This is a genomic window from Variovorax sp. PAMC26660 (genome assembly GCF_014302995.1).
Lineage (GTDB): Bacteria > Pseudomonadota > Gammaproteobacteria > Burkholderiales > Burkholderiaceae_C > Variovorax.
Map to the genome: position 1 here is coordinate 3,362,011 of NZ_CP060295.1, position 17,177 is coordinate 3,379,187.

Consider the following 17,177-nt stretch of genomic DNA (forward strand, 5'->3'; position numbering starts at 1 on the left):
TGACCAAGCGTTCGTCGTACAACGCACCGCGCATTGCGCGCAACGGCCTTTCCATCGCAGGGCCATGGCCTCACCGCGAGTTTTCGGGATGATCGACCTTATTTTATGAGGCCCACGCTGCCTGCCGCACAACAAGGGAGAAGGCCCTCCTCACGCCCCGCCGAACTGACCAAGGCGCAGCTGCAGGCGCGCGTGCGCGCCCTGGAGCATCAGGTGCAGGCCATGGAGCGTTCGACCAGCTGGCGCCTGACGGCCCCCGTGCGCTGGGCCAGCCGGGCCGTGCAGCGGTTGCGCGGCGCGCAGCCTGCCGCCGCTGGCATTGCGGGTGGCAACTACACCGAATGGATCGCGCAGTCCGCAGCGCGGGAAGAGGGTGCTCTGCGCGCCCTGGCCGACGAGGCCTCGCGCTGGAGCGCACCGCCCCTGATCTCGGTTCTCATGCCCACCTACAACCCGCGCGCTGCCTGGCTGCGCGAGGCCATCGCCTCGGTGCGGGCGCAGACCTATGCCCACTGGGAACTCTGCATCGCGGACGATGCATCCACCGATCCCCAGGTGGCCGAGATCCTCGAGGTCTGCGCGCGCGAGGACGCCCGCATACGCTGGGTTCGCCGGCCGGTCAACGGCCACATTTCCGAGGCATCCAACAGCGCGCTCGCGCTCGCCAGCGGCGAGTGGGTCGCCCTGATGGACCACGACGACCTCCTGGCGCCTGGCGCACTGCTTCGCGTCGCGCATGAACTGCGTACGCATGCCGACGCCCGGATGATCTATTCGGACGAGGACAAGATCGACGCCACCGGCCGTCGCTACAACCCCTACTTCAAGCCCGACTGGAACCTCGACCTGTTCCTCTCCCAGAACATGTATTCGCACCTCGGCGCCTATCAGCGCTCGCTGGTGCTCGAGGTCGGCGGCTTTCGCAAGGGCTTCGAGGGTGCGCAGGACTACGACCTCGCCCTGCGCTGCATCGAGCGTGTCGCGCCACAGCAGATACGGCACATCCCGCACGTCCTTTACCACTGGCGCGCCCATGCCGAAAGCACGGCGCAGTCAGCCGGCGCCAAGCCCTATGCCGAGATCGCCGGCGAGCAGGCGCTGAACGAGCACTTCGAACGCACCGGCGTCGCGGCCCGCAGCGAGAGCACACCCTACGGCTATCGCACACGCCTGTCCGCACCCACGGATTGGCCCCGGGTGTCTTTGGTCATTCCGACGCGCGACGCAATCGGTCTCGTGCGGCAGTGCATCGAAAGCATCGTCTCCCTCTCGACCTATCCCGACTACGAGATCCTGCTGGTCGACAACGGCTCCACCGATCCGGAGGCCCTGCGCTATTTCGACGAACTGCGCGGCCTGCAAGGCTTCAGGGTGATCCGTGACGACGGCGAATTCAACTACGCGGCGCTCAACAACACCGCAGTTGCGCAGGCCACCGGCGAGATCGTCGCGCTGATAAACAACGACATCGAAGTCATCACCGGCGACTGGCTCGAGGAGATGGTGGCTATCGCCCTTCAGCCGGGTGTCGGCGCGGTCGGAGCGAAGCTCCTGTACCCGGACGACACGGTCCAGCATGCGGGCGTGCTGCTGGGCATCGGCGGCATTGCGGGCCACGCCCACAAGCATCTCGCACGCGCCGATGGTGGCTACTTCAACCGCGCGCAGCTCACGCAAACCTTCAGCGCGGTGACTGCCGCCTGTCTCGTGGTGCGCAAGTCTCTCTATGAGGAGGTTGGTGGCCTCGATGCCGATAACCTCAAGATTTCGTACAACGACGTCGATTTCTGTCTGCGGCTGCGCGAAGCCGGCTACCGCAATGTCTGGACCCCCTATGCCGAGCTCTACCACCACGAGTCGGCCACGCGCCCCCGCGACCTCGATCCCGCACAGCGGGAGCGCGCCGCGCGAGAAGAGGGCTACATGACGACCCGCTGGGCAGGCCTGCTTGGCAACGACCCCGCCTACAACTCCAACTTGGACCTCGACACCGAGGACTTCCGCCTCGCATGGCCGCCACGGCATGTGTCGGGCGATAGCGCCGCAACCGGAGTGCGAGTATGAACGCCTCCACCCCACCTCAGCGCAACCGTCTCTGGCGGGCGCTGGCCTTCATTCCCAACGCTCTCTACAAAGGCGGCGGCCTCGGCGGCGCGGCTCGCCGAGCCCTGCAGATCTTTCGGCAATCGGGTGTGCGCGGCGTTGCGCGCTCGGTGCGCGTGCTGCTGCGTGGTGACGGTCCGCCATTGATGGCGGATGCCTCGCGTGCTGACCGCTTTCAGTACCGCGAATGGCTCAAGCGCTACGAATCGCCGCTGACATCGGAGGCACGCCAGGAGCTCAAGGCGCAGGCCGAACAATGGCCGGGTACGCCCATCTTTGCGTTGGTGATGGCGGTGGCGGACTCGTCGCACCAGGCGCTGGAGCGCGCTGTGGCCTCCGTGCGTGCACAGGTCTATCCGCACTGGCATTTGTCTTTGGTCGTTCACGCGGCGCTATCGGCGCAGACCCGGGAATGGCTGGAGAGCCAGGCAAGCGTCGACGCCCGCATCGAGCTGTTGGTGCAACCGCCGATGGCCCTTGTCGCCGACTGGCTGGCTTGTTGCGATGCGCGCGATGCGCTCGCCCCCGATACCTTGTGGCGCGTCGCCGATGCGGCAGTGGGCAATCCGCAGGCGGCGCTGATCTACACCGACGAAGACCGTATTGCCGACGACGGCCAGCGCTCGGCGCCTTACTTCAAGCCCGACTGGAACGTCGACCTCTTGAGGTCGCAGGACTACGTATCGAGGCTCGCGTTCTTTTCCGCAAGCCTTGCGAGCGAACTCGGTGGCTTCGATCCCGGTTTCGGTGAAGCGGCTTCCTACGACCTCGCCTTGCGCTGCGCCGAGCATCTGTCGTCCGAGCGCATCGTCCACATCCCCAAGGTGCTGTACCACCGGCATGTGGCATCGCCCGACCACGTCCATGCGATGGACCCCGCCGAGTACGTCCCCGAAGGCGGCGAGCGCGCGCTGCAGGCGCATCTGGCGCGCACGGGCATCGCGGCCACGGCCCAGCGCGAGTCGCATGGTTTTCGCGTGCGCTACGACTTGCCAGCGGAGCTGCCGCTGGTCTCGCTCTTCATCCCCACGCGCAACGGCCTGAAACTGGTGCGCCAGTGCATCGAGAGCATCCTCGAGAAGACGCTCTATCCCCGCTACGAGATCATCCTCGTGGACAACGGCTCCGACGATCCCGAGGCGTTGCGGTATTTCGAGGAAATCGCTGCACGATCTGGTGTGCGGGTGCTGCGCGACGACAGCCCGTTCAACTACTCGGCGCTCAACAACGGTGCCGCGGCCATCGCCAGGGGCGAGATCTTCGGCCTCATCAACAACGACATCGAGGTGATCTCGCCCGACTGGCTCGGCGAAATGGTCAGCATCGCCTTGCAGCCCGGCGTGGGGGCGGTCGGTGCGCGCCTCTGGTATCCCGAGAAAACGCTGCAGCACGCTGGCGTGGTGCTGGGCTACCGTGGCGGCGTGGCCGACCACGCGCACCGCCGGCTGGCGGAAGGCGACGCGGGGTACTTCGGCCGCGCTGCGTTGCTGCAGACTTTTTCCGTGGTCACCGCGGCCTGCCTCGTGGTGCGCCGCGCGCTCTACGAAGAGGTGGGTGGCCTCGACGCCCAGCACCTCAAGGTGGCCTACAACGACGTCGACTTCTGCCTGCGCCTGCGCGAAGCCGGCTACCGCAATGTCTGGACACCGTATGCCGAGCTGTTCCACCACGAATCCGCCACACGGCCGTCGGACCTGTCCGAAGCGCAGATCGAACGCTTCCTGGGCGAAGAGCGCTACATGAAGAACCGCTGGGGCGACCTGCTGTTCAACGACCCGGCCTACAACCCCAACCTGAGCCTCGAGATCGAGGACTTCAGCTACGCTTGGCCGCCGCGTGCGGCGAAGTCGCAATCGGCCGCCACATCCGCATGAGCGACACCACCGTTTCAGTCGCCCTGTGCACCTACAACGGCGCGCGCTTCTTGCGCGAGCAGGTCCGCAGCATCTGCCTGCAGACGCGCCCGCCGATGGAGATCGTGCTGTCCGACGATGCTTCGCGCGACGACACGCTGGCAGTGGCACGTGCGGCGCTCGATGAATGCCTGCGCGAAAGGCCGGGCCTTTCCATCGAACTGTGCGTGCTGGCCAACCCGGTGGCGCTGCGCGTGGTCAAGAATTTCGAGCAGGCCGTGCGCGCCTGCACGGGCACGCTGATCGCGCTGTCCGACCAGGACGACACCTGGTATCCCGACCGTCTCGAACGACTGGTGGCCGAGTTCGACCGCCGCCCCGACCTGCTGCTGCTGCACTCCGACGCGCGGCTGGTCGACGCGCAGGGCGAGTCGCTCGGCGGCACGCTGTTCCATGCAATCGAAGTCACGCCGCACGAACTCCAGCGCATGCACGGCGGGCAGGCCTTCGACGTGCTGCTGCGCCGCAACGTCGTGACCGGTGCGACCGCCGTGTTCCGCCGCACGCTGCTTGAATCCGCGTTGCCGTTCCCGGTCGAGTGGGTGCATGACGAGTGGCTCGCGATCATCGCTTCGGCTGTGGGAAGCGTCGACACCGTCGAAGATTCACTCATCGACTACCGCCAGCACGAATCCAACCAGATCGGCGCACGCCGCGACAGCTTCATGGGCAAGGTGCGCAAGGCGCTGGCTTCGCGCGGCACCACGCATGCCGAGCGCGCCTATAAAGCCGAGCTGCTACTCGCCCAGCTCGAAAGACTGGGCGGCGCCGTGGCCCCCGCCACGGTCGAGAAAGTGCGCGGCAAGCTCGAGCACCAAAATTTCCGCGCGCGCCTGCCTGCGTCGCGCATCGCGCGCTGCGTGCCGGTTTTCCGCGAAGCCATGACCGGCCGCTACGACAAGTTCGGCCGCGGCGTGCGCGGCGTCGTGCGCGACCTCTTTGAATCCGTATGAGCGCCGATTCCGCAGCGCCACAACCGACCGTGAGTGACACTTTGCAGACCTCCACCCCCCAGGCGCCCACTGTCGTCGTCGTGATTCCGTTCTACAACGGCGCGCACTTCATCGAGCGATCGGTGCGCAGCGTGTTCGAGCAGTCGATGCCGGCCAGCGAAGTGATCGTGGTGAACGATGGCTCACGGCCCGAAGAGCGCGCCGCGCTCGACGCGCTGGCGCAGCGCTTTCCGTTCCGCATCATCGACAAGGAAAACGGTGGGCAGGGCTCGGCGCGCAACGCGGGGGTGGCGGCGTCGACTGCCGAGTACATCAGCTTCCTCGACCAGGACGACTTCTACCTGTCGAACCACATCGAGATCCTGGTCAAGGGCATCCCGGCCGACGAGCCGCGCATCGGCTTCATCTACGCGGACCTGGCCGAGGCCGACGGTGAAGGCAACATCATCCGCGCTGCGATGGTGAAGGACCACACCACGCACCATCCCAAGACGAGCATCTTCGAGATGCTGCGCAACGACATCTTCGTGCTGCCCTCGGCCGCGCTGGTGAGCCGCAAGGCTTTCGACGCCATCGGCGGCTTCGACACCCAGTTCATGGGCTTCGAGGACGACGACCTGTTCCTGCGCATCTTCCGCAAGGGCTACACGAACCACTTCATCGACAAGGTGGTGACGGTCTGGTGCATCCACACGGGCAGCACCTCGTTCGACATGCGCATGATCCGCAGCCGCTTCAAGTACTTCAAGAAGCTGGTCGGCATGTTCCCGGACGAGCCCAGGCGCAACCGCTACTTCCTGCGCGACTACCTCATGCCGCGCTTCGGCCGCTACTTCATGGACCACGTGATCGAGGCTGTGAAGGCCGAAGACCCGAACCGGGTCGAGATGAGTGCGGTGCTCGCCGAGTACGCGGCCATCGTGTATGCGAACCCCGCCGTGGGGGGGCGCAAGAAGCTGGAGCTGCGCGCCACCATCTTCATGGTCGAACACAGCCCGCCGGCAGTGATCCGCGCCATAGGCGCCCTCACGCGCCTGCCCGGCGTGCGTTCGCTGCGGCGCCTGCTCGGCTAACGCGAGGGCTGCGGGGGCGGCTGCTGCCGCTGGGCCCTTGTCAGCGCCGGATCCATGAAGGTGGCGAGCTTGCGGACGTATTCCGAACGCAGGTGGCCCGCGTCCTTGTAGATCGGGGTTCCGTCGGCATCCGCGCGGGTGCACTGGTCTTTCTTGCACAGCGTAGGGATCGGATCAATGACGGTGGCGCCGGCCCGAATCGCGATCTGGCGCATTCGCTCGTGCAGCGCCTTCTGCTCGGGTGGCCAGGGGGCCGTGGGCGACATGCGCCCCACGCTCATGTCGCCAAGACGCCCGCCCTTGACCAGCTTCTCGGGGCCGAAGTCGTTGCCGATCGGGTTGTCCAGCACCAGGTAGACCTGCTTGTGCTTGGCAAGGTTCGCCATCACGACCTCGAGCATGCGCAGCGACAGTTCCACGCCCACGCCATCTTTCAGGGGGTACTTGGTCTTTCCGTCGAAGTAGTAGTAGCTGTCCTCCACGCCATCGTCAGGGTCGGATTTCGGGGGGTGGGCAAAGTAGCAGTTCCAGCAGGCACCGAAGACCACGGCATCGACCTTGTCGCTGACGGCGATCCGCATGGCGCCTTCGCGGCGTTCGGCACAGAGGTTGGGCTTCTCGTCATACACGTTGGGAATCGGCGGGCAGCCACCCCAGGTTGCGAAGGACAGCGCGTCGAGTGTGTCGGGTGCGAGCTTGGCCAGTTCCACGGCACGCGGACCGTATTGCTCGATATGGCTGTCGCCGAAAAGCAGCACCCTGCGCTGGCCGTGTCCGATCTGGAACAGCCCCTCGCCGCCGACCTCGACCGGGTTCAGGCCGTCGGGGTAGCTCCAATCTCTCGATGCCGCGGTGATCTTGTTGAAGTAGGGGTCGCTGTGCCGGCCCACGTAGTACCGGCTGGCCGCGAGCAGGCCGAGCAGCACGAAGCCGACCATCACTGCCACGAGCGCCGATGTCACCGCCGGGTTCTCGCTTCGGCGCGTGCGGCGCTCCACGAAGCGGTAGGTCAGCCACGCGAGCAGAAAGGACGCGAGCAGTGCCAGCAGGCGAATGCCCTCGGAAGGCGCTTGCCCTGCCAGGATGCGGGCGTAGGCCAGCAGGGGCCAGTGCCAGAGGTACAGCGGATAGCTGATCAGGCCGACCCACACCATCGGCCGGGAGGCGAGCACGGTGCGGTTCAGTACACCGGTCGGACCCGCCGCAATGCAGAAGAAGGCTCCCAGCGTCGGCAGGAGCGCCCACCACCCCGGAAAAGCCTTGCCGCCGCGGATGAGGCACAGGCCCAGCACGATCAGCGTCAGCCCCGCGACCGACTGTGCATGTCGGCGCCAGTCGGGTATCGGCGGCGGCCGGTGCAGTCGCATGTACGCGAGCATGCCGCCGATCATCAGCTCCCAGAAGCGCGACAGCGGTGAATAGAACGCGGCCGTGCGGTGGGCGTGGATGGTCGTGACGTTGACCAGGAACGCCGCCGCCGCCACCGCGCCCAGCACAGCGAGCACGCGCCATTTGCGCTTCCAGGCCAGGCCCAGCAGCAGCGGCCAGAAGATGTAGAACTGCTCCTCGATCGCCAGCGACCACAGGTGCAGCAGCGGCTTGGTCTCGGCCGCGTTGTCAAAGTAGCCGGCCTCGCTCCAGAATGCGAAGTTCGAGACAAATCCCGCGCCCGCCGCCACGTGCTTGCCGAGCTGCTCCCATTCGTGCGGCAGCAGGGTATACCAGCCGAAGGCGAAGCTCGCCAGCAGCACCAACGCCAGCGCCGGAAAGATCCGTTTCACGCGCCGGGCGTAGAACTCGCGGTAGCTGAAGCCCTCGCCTTCGAAGCTGCCCAGGATGATCGTCGTGATCAGAAAGCCCGAGATGACGAAGAAGATGTCGACGCCGATGAAGCCGCCCGGCATCCATTCCGGGAATGCGTGATACCCGAGGACCGACAGCACCGCCACGGCGCGCAGGCCGTCGATGTCCGGGCGGTATTTTGGGTGGAGAAGGTGGGCAGGCTCTTGCGGGAGCGTCGGGCTGCTCGTTGTTGTTGTCGTCATCGTCGTTGGAGCCAGTAACGCCAGAACGATGCCGACAGCCACACCTTCAGCAGGCTGGTCACATGCCAGTACAGATATTTCTTGCTGCGATGGCTCTCGCGCTGCGCATCATGCCGGGCGACCAGGTCTTCACCCACCTGCAGCTTCCAGCCCGCGAGCCGGGTGCGGGCGCAGATGTCGAAGTCTTCCCCATACATGAAGAAGCGTTCGTCGAAGCCGCCGATCTGGCGGTAGGCCTCGCTGCGGAACAGCATGAACAACCCCGGAATCCACGCCGGCACCTTGGGCTGCGCATAGCCGGGCTTCTTGCGGCCGACGATCTCGAAAGGGGTGAGCAGCGCCCGGTGCGGCTCCGGCGCGTTCTTGCCGGGCTCCAGGATGCGTGGCGTCAGCAGCCCTGCATCCGGTGCGGCCTGGGCAAGCAGCGGCGACAGCACGTCGCTGTCGAAGCGGATGTCCGGGTTCAGCACAAGGAACCACGGGGAGCCGCAGCGCTCGAAAGCCTGGTTGTGATTGGCGCCGAAGCCCTTGGGGCTCGCGTTCGCGATCCGCTCGACCTCGAAGCCCCAGGTCCGGCCCGCGAGCACATCGGGCTCGGGGATGTTCAATGTGAGCACGACTTTGGCGATCGCGGCATGGCTGTGGCGGTCCAACTGCTCGAGCAGTGGCTGCACCAGAGCAAGCTGGCCGTGGCTCACGATTGAAATGGTGATGAGGGGGCGGGGGGAGGGGGGCGTGGGCATGGTCTAATTTCGCTCGGGAATTCTAGGGTTCCCGAACCCCCATACATGATTGCTCTGATCGTCATCAGTTTCTTCGTCGCCGCCTTCGCGGTTCAGCTGTTCATGCGCCGCGCGCGCAGGCATGCGCGACGCTATGGCGCTGACATGCCCCAACGCTTCCACAAGGGCCATGTGCCGCGCCTGGGCGGTGCGGGCATCATGCTGGGCATGGGCGCAGCGTGGCTGGCGGCCGGCATCACGGGGACCGACCCGTTCAACGTGTCGTGGCCGGTCAAGACCTCGATGCTCACCTTGCTGTGCATTGCGCCGGCGGTGCTGGGCGGCATCCTTGAAGACGTGACGCAGCGCGTCAAGGTGCGCTACCGGCTCGGCCTGACCATCGGTTCGGCGTTGCTGGTGTGCTGGCTGCTGGGGCTGGGCGTTGCGCGCACCGGCTTCGAGACGGTCGACGGCTGGCTGACCCTGCTGCCGTACGCCACCGTGCTGTTCGCGGCGCTCGCCATCGGTGGCCTGCCGCATGCCTTCAACATCATCGACGGCTACAACGGCCTTGCCGGCACGGTGGCCGTGCTGGTCTGCCTGGCCATCTCGCACGTGGCGCTGCAGGTGGGCGACCGGCAACTGGCGGCCATGGTGATCTGCCTGGTGGGCGCCACCTTCGGCTTTCTGGTCTGGAACTATCCGCGCGGCAAGATCTTTGCCGGCGACGGCGGCGCCTACGTCTGGGGCATGGTGATCGCCGTGGCCTGCGTGACGCTGGTGCAGCGGCACCGCGTGGTCTCGCCGTGGTTCCCGATGCTGCTGCTGATCTATCCGGTGTGGGAGACGCTGTTCTCCATCTACCGCAAGCTGGCGCGCGGCCAGTCGCCCGGCACGGCCGATGCGCTGCATTTCCACCAACTGATCTTTCGCCGTATCGTGCGCGTGGCCTTCGCGGACGACGAGGCGCGCCAACTGCTCGCCCGCAACAACCGCACATCGCCCTATCTCTGGATGTTTGCCGCCTTGTCGGTGGTGCCGGCCGTGCTGTTCTGGAACAACACCCTTGTGCTGATGTTCTTCTGCCTGCTGTTCGTCACGACCTATGTGGGGGCCTACCTCATGATCGTCCGCTTCAAGGTGCCGCGCTGGCTGCGACCTTGAGAGAGTTTCTGTTGTTCGTTCCCATCGTCCACCGCTTTGGAGCCTGACCGCCCATGACCGACCCCGTCCTCAACATTCCCCCGCGCGACAAGGCCGAGATCCTGGCCCAGGCGCTGCCGTACATCCGCAAGTTCCACGGCAAGACCATCGTCATCAAGTACGGCGGCAACGCCATGACCGACCCGGCCCTGCAGGCCGACTTCGCCGAAGACGTGGTGCTGCTCAAGCTGGTCGGCATGAACCCGGTGGTGGTGCACGGCGGCGGCCCGCAGATCGAGGCGGCGCTCAACAAGCTCGGCAAGAAGGGCAGCTTCATCCAGGGCATGCGCGTGACCGACGCCGAGACCATGGAAGTCGTCGAATGGGTGCTGGCCGGCGAGGTGCAGCAGGACATCGTGGGTCTGATCAACCAGGCCGGCGGCAAGGCCGTGGGCCTGACAGGGCGTGACGGCGGCCTGATCCGCGCGCAAAAGCTCAAGCTGGCTGATCGCAACGACCCCAGCGTGCAGCACGACGTGGGCCAGGTCGGCGACATCGTTTCCATCGACCCCAGCGTGGTCAAAGCGCTGCAGGACGACGCTTTCATTCCCGTGGTCAGCCCGATCGGCTTCGGCGAGGACAACGAAAGCTACAACATCAACGCCGACGTCGTCGCGGGCAAGCTCGCCATCGTGCTCAAGGCCGAGAAGCTCATGCTGTTGACCAACACGCCCGGCGTGCTCGACAAGAACGGCAACCTGCTCACCAACCTGAGCGCGCGCGAAATCGACGACCTGTTCGCCGACGGCACGATCTCGGGCGGCATGCTGCCCAAGATCGAGGGCGCACTCGATGCCGCCAAGAGCGGCGTCAACGCGGTACACATCATCGACGGCCGGGTGCCGCACGCGATGCTGCTCGAGATCCTGACGGACCAGGCTTACGGCACGATGATCCGCGCCCGCTGAGCCGCGAGGCGCGTGCTTACTGCGCTGTGCGAGAATCAATTGATTACATCTTTGCACGCGCTCCCATGCAGAACGAAGAGACAGCGGCTCCCGGCGTAGACACCCAGGCGGAAACGCCCAGCACTCCGACGCGCAAGCGTCCGAAGCCGGGCGAGCGGCGCGTGCAGATCCTGCAGGCGCTGGCCGCCATGCTGGAGCAACCCGGCGCCGAACGGGTCACCACCGCCGCCCTGGCCGCACGGCTCGAGGTGAGCGAGGCCGCGCTCTATCGCCACTTCGCCAGCAAGGCCCAGATGTTCGAGGGCCTGATCGATTTCATCGAGCAGAGCGTCTTCACACTGGTCAACCAGATCCTCGAGCGCGAAGGTGCCACCGGCGCCCAGCAGGCGGCCAAGATCCTCACTTTGCTGGTCCAGTTCGCCGAGCGCAACCCGGGCATGACGCGCGTCATGGTCGGCGATGCGCTCGTGTATGAAAACGAACGTCTGCAGCAGCGCATGAACCAGTTCTTCGACAAGATCGAATCCACGCTGCGCCAGGTGCTGCGCGGGGCCGCCGCTGCCGATGGCTCGGCCACCCCATCCGTCGATGCACAGGTGCGTGCCGCGGCGCTCACGGCCTTCGTGGTCGGGCAGCTCCAGCGCTTCGCGCGCTCGGGTTTCCGCCGCGCGCCGTCCGAGCATCTGGACGCCACGATCGCATTGATCGTTTGATTCGCCCCTATCGGGGCGATAGGTCAATCTGATGCAGCAACGCTGCATTCATTGACAGAATGCATGGGCACCGACAACTCCCACGAGGAAATGCCCATGACCGATACCCGCAAGCTCACCACCGAAAGCGGCGCGCCCGTTGAAAACAACCAGCAGTCGCAGACTGCCGGTGTCAACGGCCCCGTGCTGATGCAGGACCACAACCTCATCGAGAAACTCGCGCGCTTCGACCGCGAGCGCATCCCGGAACGCGTGGTGCACGCCCGTGGTTCGGGCGCCTTCGGCACCTTCGAGCTCACGGCGGACGTGTCCAAATGGACCAAGGCCAAGTTCCTGGGCCAGGTCGGCAAGAAGACCGAAGTGCTGGCCCGTTTCTCGACCGTGGCGCTCGAACTCGGCTCGGCCGACACCGTGCGCGACCCGCGCGGCTTCGCGCTCAAGTTCTATACCGAGGACGGCAACTACGACCTCGTCGGCAACAACACGCCGATCTTCTTCATCCGCGACCCGCTGAAGTTTCCCGATTTCATCCATTCGCAAAAGCGCGACCCCTACAGCCACGTGCAGGAGCCCAACAACGCCTGGGACTTCTTCTCGCACTCGCCCGAAGCCACGCACCAGTTCACCTGGCTGTTCGGCGACCGCGGCATTCCGAAGAGCTACCGCCACATGGACGGCTTCGGCTCGCACACCTTCCAGTGGGTCAATGCCAAGGGCGAGGCCTTCTGGGTCAAGTACCACTTCAAGACCAACCAGGGCATCGAGACCTTCGTTGCTGAAGAAGCGCAACGCGTGGGCGGCGAGAACCCGAACCACCATCACCTGGACCTGCTGCATTCCATCGAGCGCGGTGAGTTTCCGTCGTGGAAGGTGCAGGTGCAGGTCATGCCGGTGGCCGACGCGCAGACCTACCGCTTCAACCCCTTCGACCTGACGAAGGTGTGGTCGCACAAGGACTATCCGAAGACCGACATCGGCATCCTCACGCTCAACCGCAACCCCGACAACTACTTCGCCGAGATCGAGCAGGCCGCGTTCAACCCGGCCAACTTCGTGCCCGGCATCGGCCCGTCGCCCGACAAGATGCTGCAGGGGCGCCTGTTCAGCTATGGCGACACGCAGCGCTACCGCCTGGGCATCAACCACACGCAACTGCCGGTGAACCGCCCGCACGCCACCACCGCGCAGAACTACGGGCGAGACGGTGCCATGCGCGGCGACAGCAACGGCGGCCGCGGCCCGAACTACGAGCCCAACAGCTTCAGCGATGCGCCCAAGCAGACCAACGAGCCGTTGTACGCACCGCTTGAAATCCACGGCTGGACTGGCAGCCACCAATGGCAAAAGCACCCCGAGGACACCGACTTCGTGCAGGCCGGCGACCTGTATCGCCTGATGGACGAAGCCGCGAAAGAGCGCCTGGTGCAAAGCATCGCGGGTGGGCTCGGTGCGGTCACGCGGCAGGACATCATCGACCGCTCGGTGAGTTATTTCCGCCAGGCCGATGCCGACTACGGCGCGCGGCTCGACAAGGCCATCAAGGCCGTGCAGGCCAAGATCAAGGGTGACGACGTGAGCGTTCAGGTCGGCAAGCCGGCTCACAAGAGCAGCGAAAGCTGATTCGCTTTCTTCGGATCCGGGAAAGCCGCTGGTCCTTGTGGGCCAGCGGCTTTTTTTGTGCTCTTGTCCGGGGCTTGTGCGAATGACACCAGGTGCTCCCCTCCGCGAATGTCCCCCGCTTCGCTCCTCCTTTATTTCGCTGCGGGGAGCACCTGGCGTCATTCGCACATGGACGCACTGTTGGTGTATCGCCGATCAACCAGTGCTCTGAGCGCTCACGTCGATACGGGGCTCTTTTTAGCTAAATAAAGGAGGAGCGAAGCGGGGGACATTCGCGAAAAAGAACACCGTGTCGGCGTGAGCGACGCCCTGAACAGCAGCGTTCAGAACGTAAAACGCGACGGGAAAAAATCAGCCAGTGACCGCCACGCCCACCTTGGCTCCAGCCGCGACGATCTCCCCCCACGTCGCATCGTCGACCCAGATGCCGTCACGCTGACGCGCGGCGCGTGCCTTGCGCTCGGGCTCGCCGGCAATCTGCACTTCGTCGAAGCCCTGTCCCTTGGGGCTCTGGCGCAGCCAGTCGATGAAGGCATGCGCCTCGCTGTCGAAGGTGGATTGCGTGCCCAGTCGTGCGGGATCGATCAGCACCGTCAGCATGCCGTTGAGGATCGTGCGCGAAGTGTCGGCCGGCCGGTGCCAGGTGCCGCCACCGGTGAGTGCGCCGCCGAGCAGCTCGCACACCACCGCCATGCCGTATCCCTTGTGCTCGCCGAACGTCATGAGCGCGCCGAAGAGGCCGTTGCCCTGCGGCACCACGACCACACCAGGGTCGTTGGTGGGTACGCCTTGCGCGTCGATCAGGTAGCCATCGGGCACGCTTTCGCCCTTGTTGTGGGCCACGCGCATCTTGCCTTGTGCCACGCGGCTGGTGGCGTAGTCGAGCACGAAGGGCTCGGCGCCTGCCAGCGGTATGCCGATGCAGCAGGGGTTGGTGCCGAAGCGCCCGTCGCCACCGCCCCAGGGCGCCACCACCGGCCGCGACAGCACGTTGACGAAGTGCATCGACACCAGTCCCTGCGCGGTCGCCATTTCGGCGAAGTGCCCGATGCGTCCCAGGTGGTGCGCATTCGCGAGCGTGAAGATGCAGCTGCCGTGCTGCTTCGCCCGCGCGATCCCGAGTTCCATCGCCTGCGCGCCGACGACCTGCCCGTAGCCGTGCTGGCCATCGAGGCCCATCATCGTGCCGATGTCGAGGTTGACCCGCACGCCGGTGTTCGGCTTCAGCCCGCCCTCGGCCACCGCATCGATATAGCGCGGCAGCATGCCCACGCCGTGCGAGTCATGGCCGCTCAGGTTGGCCAGCACCAGGTTGGCCGCCACCTGCTGTGCTTCGGCGGGCTGGCTGCCCGCGGCTTCGAGGACGCGGGCGACGGTGGCTTGCAGGCCGTCGGCCGGCAGTGTGTGGGGCATGAATCAGACTCCCTTTGCGTTCAGTGTGATGGCATACAGCGACGTCGTCGCGCAGATGAAAAGCCGGTTGCGCTTGGGCCCGCCGAAGCAGACATTGGCCACGCGTTCGGGCAACAGAATCTTGCCGAGCAGCGTGCCGTCGGGGTGATAGGCGTGCACGCCGTCGGCGGCGCTGGTCCAGATGCGGCCCTCGGTGTCGAGGCGAAAGCCATCGAACAGGCCGTTCGTGCATTCGGCGAACACCTCGCCGCCACTGAGGCTGCGGCCATCGTTGCCGACCTTGAAGCGGCGGATGTGCCGCGGCCCGTCCGCCGCATGGCTCGCGCCCGTGTCGGCGATGTAGAGCAGCGATTCGTCGGGCGAGAACGCCAGCCCGTTGGGCTTGACGAAGTCGTCGGTCATGCGCGCGACCTCGCCGCTCGCTGGGTCAATGCGAAAGACGTGGCAGGCGCCGATCTCGCTGTCGGCGCGCAGGCCTTCGTAGTCCGACAGGATGCCGTAGCTCGGGTCGGTGAACCACACGCCGCCGTCCGAATGCACCACCACGTCGTTGGGCGAGTTCAGGCGCTTGCCCTGCCAGTGCGAGGCCAGCACGGTGATCGATCCATCGTGCTCGGTGCGCGTCACGCGGCGCGTCAGGTGCTCGCAGCTCACGAGCCGGCCTTGGCGGTCGACCGTGTGGCCGTTCGTGTTGTTGGCCGGCTCACGGAAGATGCCGACCGTGCCGCTCACCTCGTCGTAGCGCAGCATGCGGTTGTTCGGAATGTCCGACCACACCAGCGTGCGGTGCGCTGCGAACCACGCCGGGCCCTCGCACCAGCGCGCGCCGGTCCACAGCCGCTGCACGCGCTCGGGGCCGGGAATGCAGGGCTTGAAGCGAGGGTCCAGATGCTCGAAGCCGGTGCCGTCCAGAAAGCCGAAGGGGAGGGTGGTCATGCTGTTCCTTGTCGATGGGTTCACATCACCGCGCCGACCTGCCACGGCACGAACTCGTTCTGTCCGTAGCCGTGCTGCTCGCTCTTCGAGTGCGCGCCGGACGCCGTGGCAAGCACCATCTCGAAGATGCGCTGGCCCATCTCCTGGATGGAGGCCGTGCCGTCGACGATCTCGCCGCAGTTGATGTCCATGTCTTCTTCCTGCCGCTGCCACAGCGCCGAGTTGGTCGCGAGCTTGAGCGAGGGCGAGGGCGCGCAGCCGTAGGCCGAGCCGCGTCCGGTGGTAAAGCAGATGAGGTTGGCGCCGCCGGCCACCTGGCCCGTGGCGCTCACCGGGTCGTAGCCCGGCGTGTCCATGTAGACGAAGCCGTGCGCGGTGACGGGCTCGGCGTATTCGTACACCGCTTCGAGATTGCTGGTGCCGCCCTTGGCGACCGCGCCCAGCGACTTCTCGAGGATGGTGGTGAGCCCGCCTGCCTTGTTGCCGGGCGAGGGGTTGTTGTTCATCTCGCCTTCGTTGATGGCGGTGTAGTGCTCCCACCATTTGATGCGGTCCACCAGCTTCTGGCCGACCTCGCGCTTCACCGCGCGACGCGTGAGCAGATGCTCGGCGCCGTACACCTCGGGCGTCTCGCTCAGGATGGCCGTGCCGCCATGCGCCACCAGCAGGTCCACCGCCGCGCCCAGCGCCGGGTTGGCGCTGATGCCCGAGTAGCCATCGGAGCCGCCGCATTGCAGCCCGATGGTGATGTGCGCCGCGCTGCAGGGCTCGCGCTGGACCGCGTTGGCGCGCGGCAGCATTTCGTTGATGAGCGCCACGCCCTTGTCGACCGTCTTGCGCGTACCGCCCGTGTCCTGGATGTTGAACACGCGGAAGTTCTCTCCTTCCGCGAGGTTGCCGGTCGCGAGCCAGGCGTTGATCTGGTTGGCCTCGCACCCCAGGCCCACCACCAGCACGGCCGCGAAGTTGGCGTGCGTGGCGTAGCCCGTGAGCGTGCGCTCCAGGATCTGCATGCCCATGCCCTGCGTGTCCATGCCGCAGCCGGTCCCGTGCGTGAGCGCGATCACGCCATCGACGTTCGGAAACGCCGCCAGCGCCTGCGGGTTGGTCTTGCGCGAGAAGTGGTCGGCAATGGCGCGCGCGGCCGTGGCCGAGCAGTTCACGCTGGTCAGCACGCCGATGTAGTTGCGCGTGGCCACGCGGCCATCGGCGCGCTTGATGCCCATGAAGGTGGCTTCGCGCTTCGCGGGGGCGGGCTTCACGTCGGCGCCGAAGGCGTAGTCGCGCTCAAAACCTTTGGTGACGGCGCCCTTGTCCGGGCCCATGTCGAGGTTCTGCGTGTGCACGTGTTCGCCGGCGGCGATGGGCTTGCTCGCGAAACCGATGATCTGGTTGTAGCGGCGCACCGGCTCGCCTTGCGCGATGGCGCGCATCGCGATCTTGTGGCCCGGAGGAATCAGGCCGCGCACGGCCACGTTCTCGACAGCGGTGCCGCCGAGCAATTGGGCGCGCGCGATGACGACGTCATCGGCGGGGTGGAGTCTGATGTAGGGGGTCATGGTGGGAATCTGCTGG

The 17,177-nt window shown here is 66.1% G+C and carries 13 protein-coding genes; 8 read left to right on the top strand and 5 right to left on the bottom strand.

Features of this window, described 5'->3' with window-relative positions; genetic code table 11:
• Positions 1-105 precede the first annotated feature (105 nt).
• Genes H7F35_RS16005 through H7F35_RS16020 form a run of 4 tightly spaced genes read left to right on the top strand, consistent with a single transcriptional unit; the run spans position 106 to position 6,042 of the window.
• Positions 106-2,064 carry a glycosyltransferase family 2 protein gene (locus H7F35_RS16005; RefSeq protein ID WP_261803645.1) on the top strand — a complete coding sequence of 653 codons (1,959 nt, stop codon included), beginning with the start codon at positions 106-108 and terminating at the stop codon, positions 2,062-2,064.
• Positions 2,061-3,977: a glycosyltransferase family 2 protein gene (locus H7F35_RS16010; protein WP_187113797.1), complete on the top strand. Its 1,917-nt coding sequence runs from the start codon at positions 2,061-2,063 to the stop codon at positions 3,975-3,977. Before H7F35_RS16005 ends, H7F35_RS16010 begins: the two co-directional genes overlap by 4 nt.
• Positions 3,974-4,969 (top strand): glycosyltransferase family 2 protein, encoded by a 996-nt coding sequence (locus H7F35_RS16015; RefSeq protein ID WP_187113798.1) that lies wholly within the window; start codon positions 3,974-3,976, stop codon positions 4,967-4,969. The genes H7F35_RS16010 and H7F35_RS16015 overlap by 4 nt, the downstream gene beginning before the upstream one ends.
• A gap of 41 nt (positions 4,970-5,010) precedes the next feature.
• The gene (locus H7F35_RS16020) at positions 5,011-6,042 is read left to right on the top strand and encodes a glycosyltransferase family 2 protein (protein WP_261803646.1); all 1,032 of its coding nucleotides are present in this window, start codon (positions 5,011-5,013) and stop codon (positions 6,040-6,042) included.
• Here the strand turns inward: H7F35_RS16020 and H7F35_RS16025 are convergent.
• A complete protein-coding gene (locus tag H7F35_RS16025; RefSeq protein WP_187113800.1) occupies positions 6,039-8,087 on the bottom strand; it encodes an acyltransferase family protein in 2,049 nt (682 codons plus the stop codon). The genes H7F35_RS16020 and H7F35_RS16025 overlap by 4 nt on opposite strands.
• Positions 8,084-8,830: a glycosyltransferase family 2 protein gene (locus H7F35_RS16030; RefSeq protein WP_187113801.1), complete on the bottom strand. Its 747-nt coding sequence runs from the start codon at positions 8,828-8,830 to the stop codon at positions 8,084-8,086. Before H7F35_RS16030 ends, H7F35_RS16025 begins: the two co-directional genes overlap by 4 nt.
• A gap of 45 nt (positions 8,831-8,875) precedes the next feature.
• On the opposite strand from H7F35_RS16030, the gene H7F35_RS16035 reads away from it, so the two are divergent.
• The 4 genes from H7F35_RS16035 (at position 8,876) to H7F35_RS16050 (ending at position 13,253) form a co-directional block, all read left to right on the top strand.
• Positions 8,876-9,973: an MraY family glycosyltransferase gene (locus H7F35_RS16035; RefSeq protein ID WP_187113802.1), complete on the top strand. Its 1,098-nt coding sequence runs from the start codon at positions 8,876-8,878 to the stop codon at positions 9,971-9,973.
• A gap of 53 nt (positions 9,974-10,026) precedes the next feature.
• Positions 10,027-10,920, top strand: coding sequence for an acetylglutamate kinase (gene argB, locus H7F35_RS16040; protein ID WP_187113803.1), 894 nt, complete (start codon positions 10,027-10,029; stop codon positions 10,918-10,920).
• Positions 10,921-10,985: 65 nt separating this feature from the next.
• The gene (gene slmA / locus H7F35_RS16045; RefSeq protein WP_187113804.1) at positions 10,986-11,633 is read left to right on the top strand and encodes a nucleoid occlusion factor SlmA; all 648 of its coding nucleotides are present in this window, start codon (positions 10,986-10,988) and stop codon (positions 11,631-11,633) included.
• A 96-nt stretch (positions 11,634-11,729) separates the two neighbouring features.
• Positions 11,730-13,253, top strand: coding sequence for a catalase (locus tag H7F35_RS16050; RefSeq protein ID WP_187113805.1), 1,524 nt, complete (start codon positions 11,730-11,732; stop codon positions 13,251-13,253).
• 351 nt (positions 13,254-13,604) lie between these two features.
• Here the strand turns inward: H7F35_RS16050 and H7F35_RS16055 are convergent, their stop codons facing one another.
• From H7F35_RS16055 to H7F35_RS16065, 3 genes are read right to left on the bottom strand one after another with little or no spacing between them, the layout of a single operon-like run.
• Complete coding sequence (locus tag H7F35_RS16055; RefSeq protein ID WP_187113806.1) at positions 13,605-14,666, bottom strand: malate/lactate/ureidoglycolate dehydrogenase; 1,062 nt, start codon at positions 14,664-14,666, stop codon at positions 13,605-13,607.
• 3 nt (positions 14,667-14,669) lie between these two features.
• Complete coding sequence (locus H7F35_RS16060) at positions 14,670-15,602, bottom strand: SMP-30/gluconolactonase/LRE family protein (protein ID WP_187113807.1); 933 nt, start codon at positions 15,600-15,602, stop codon at positions 14,670-14,672.
• 20 nt (positions 15,603-15,622) lie between these two features.
• Positions 15,623-17,161: a UxaA family hydrolase gene (locus H7F35_RS16065; RefSeq protein ID WP_187113808.1), complete on the bottom strand. Its 1,539-nt coding sequence runs from the start codon at positions 17,159-17,161 to the stop codon at positions 15,623-15,625.
• Positions 17,162-17,177: the final 16 nt, after the last annotated feature.

Excerpts from the sequence above, each read along its gene's own strand:
- H7F35_RS16015 (WP_187113798.1), top strand. The coding sequence starts at position 3,974 with ATGAGCGACACCACCGTTTCAGTCGCCCTGTGCACCTACAACGGCGCG.
- H7F35_RS16050 (WP_187113805.1), top strand. The coding sequence starts at position 11,730 with ATGACCGATACCCGCAAGCTCACCACCGAAAGCGGCGCGCCCGTTGAA.
- H7F35_RS16035 (WP_187113802.1), top strand. The coding sequence starts at position 8,876 with ATGATTGCTCTGATCGTCATCAGTTTCTTCGTCGCCGCCTTCGCGGTT.
- H7F35_RS16025 (WP_187113800.1), bottom strand. The coding sequence starts at position 8,087 with ATGACGACAACAACAACGAGCAGCCCGACGCTCCCGCAAGAGCCTGCC.
- H7F35_RS16030 (WP_187113801.1), bottom strand. The coding sequence starts at position 8,830 with ATGCCCACGCCCCCCTCCCCCCGCCCCCTCATCACCATTTCAATCGTG.
- H7F35_RS16065 (WP_187113808.1), bottom strand. The coding sequence starts at position 17,161 with ATGACCCCCTACATCAGACTCCACCCCGCCGATGACGTCGTCATCGCG.
- H7F35_RS16055 (WP_187113806.1), bottom strand. The coding sequence starts at position 14,666 with ATGCCCCACACACTGCCGGCCGACGGCCTGCAAGCCACCGTCGCCCGC.
- H7F35_RS16010 (WP_187113797.1), top strand. The coding sequence starts at position 2,061 with ATGAACGCCTCCACCCCACCTCAGCGCAACCGTCTCTGGCGGGCGCTG.
- argB (WP_187113803.1), top strand. The coding sequence starts at position 10,027 with ATGACCGACCCCGTCCTCAACATTCCCCCGCGCGACAAGGCCGAGATC.
- slmA (WP_187113804.1), top strand. The coding sequence starts at position 10,986 with ATGCAGAACGAAGAGACAGCGGCTCCCGGCGTAGACACCCAGGCGGAA.
- H7F35_RS16060 (WP_187113807.1), bottom strand. The coding sequence starts at position 15,602 with ATGACCACCCTCCCCTTCGGCTTTCTGGACGGCACCGGCTTCGAGCAT.
- H7F35_RS16005 (WP_261803645.1), top strand. The coding sequence starts at position 106 with ATGAGGCCCACGCTGCCTGCCGCACAACAAGGGAGAAGGCCCTCCTCA.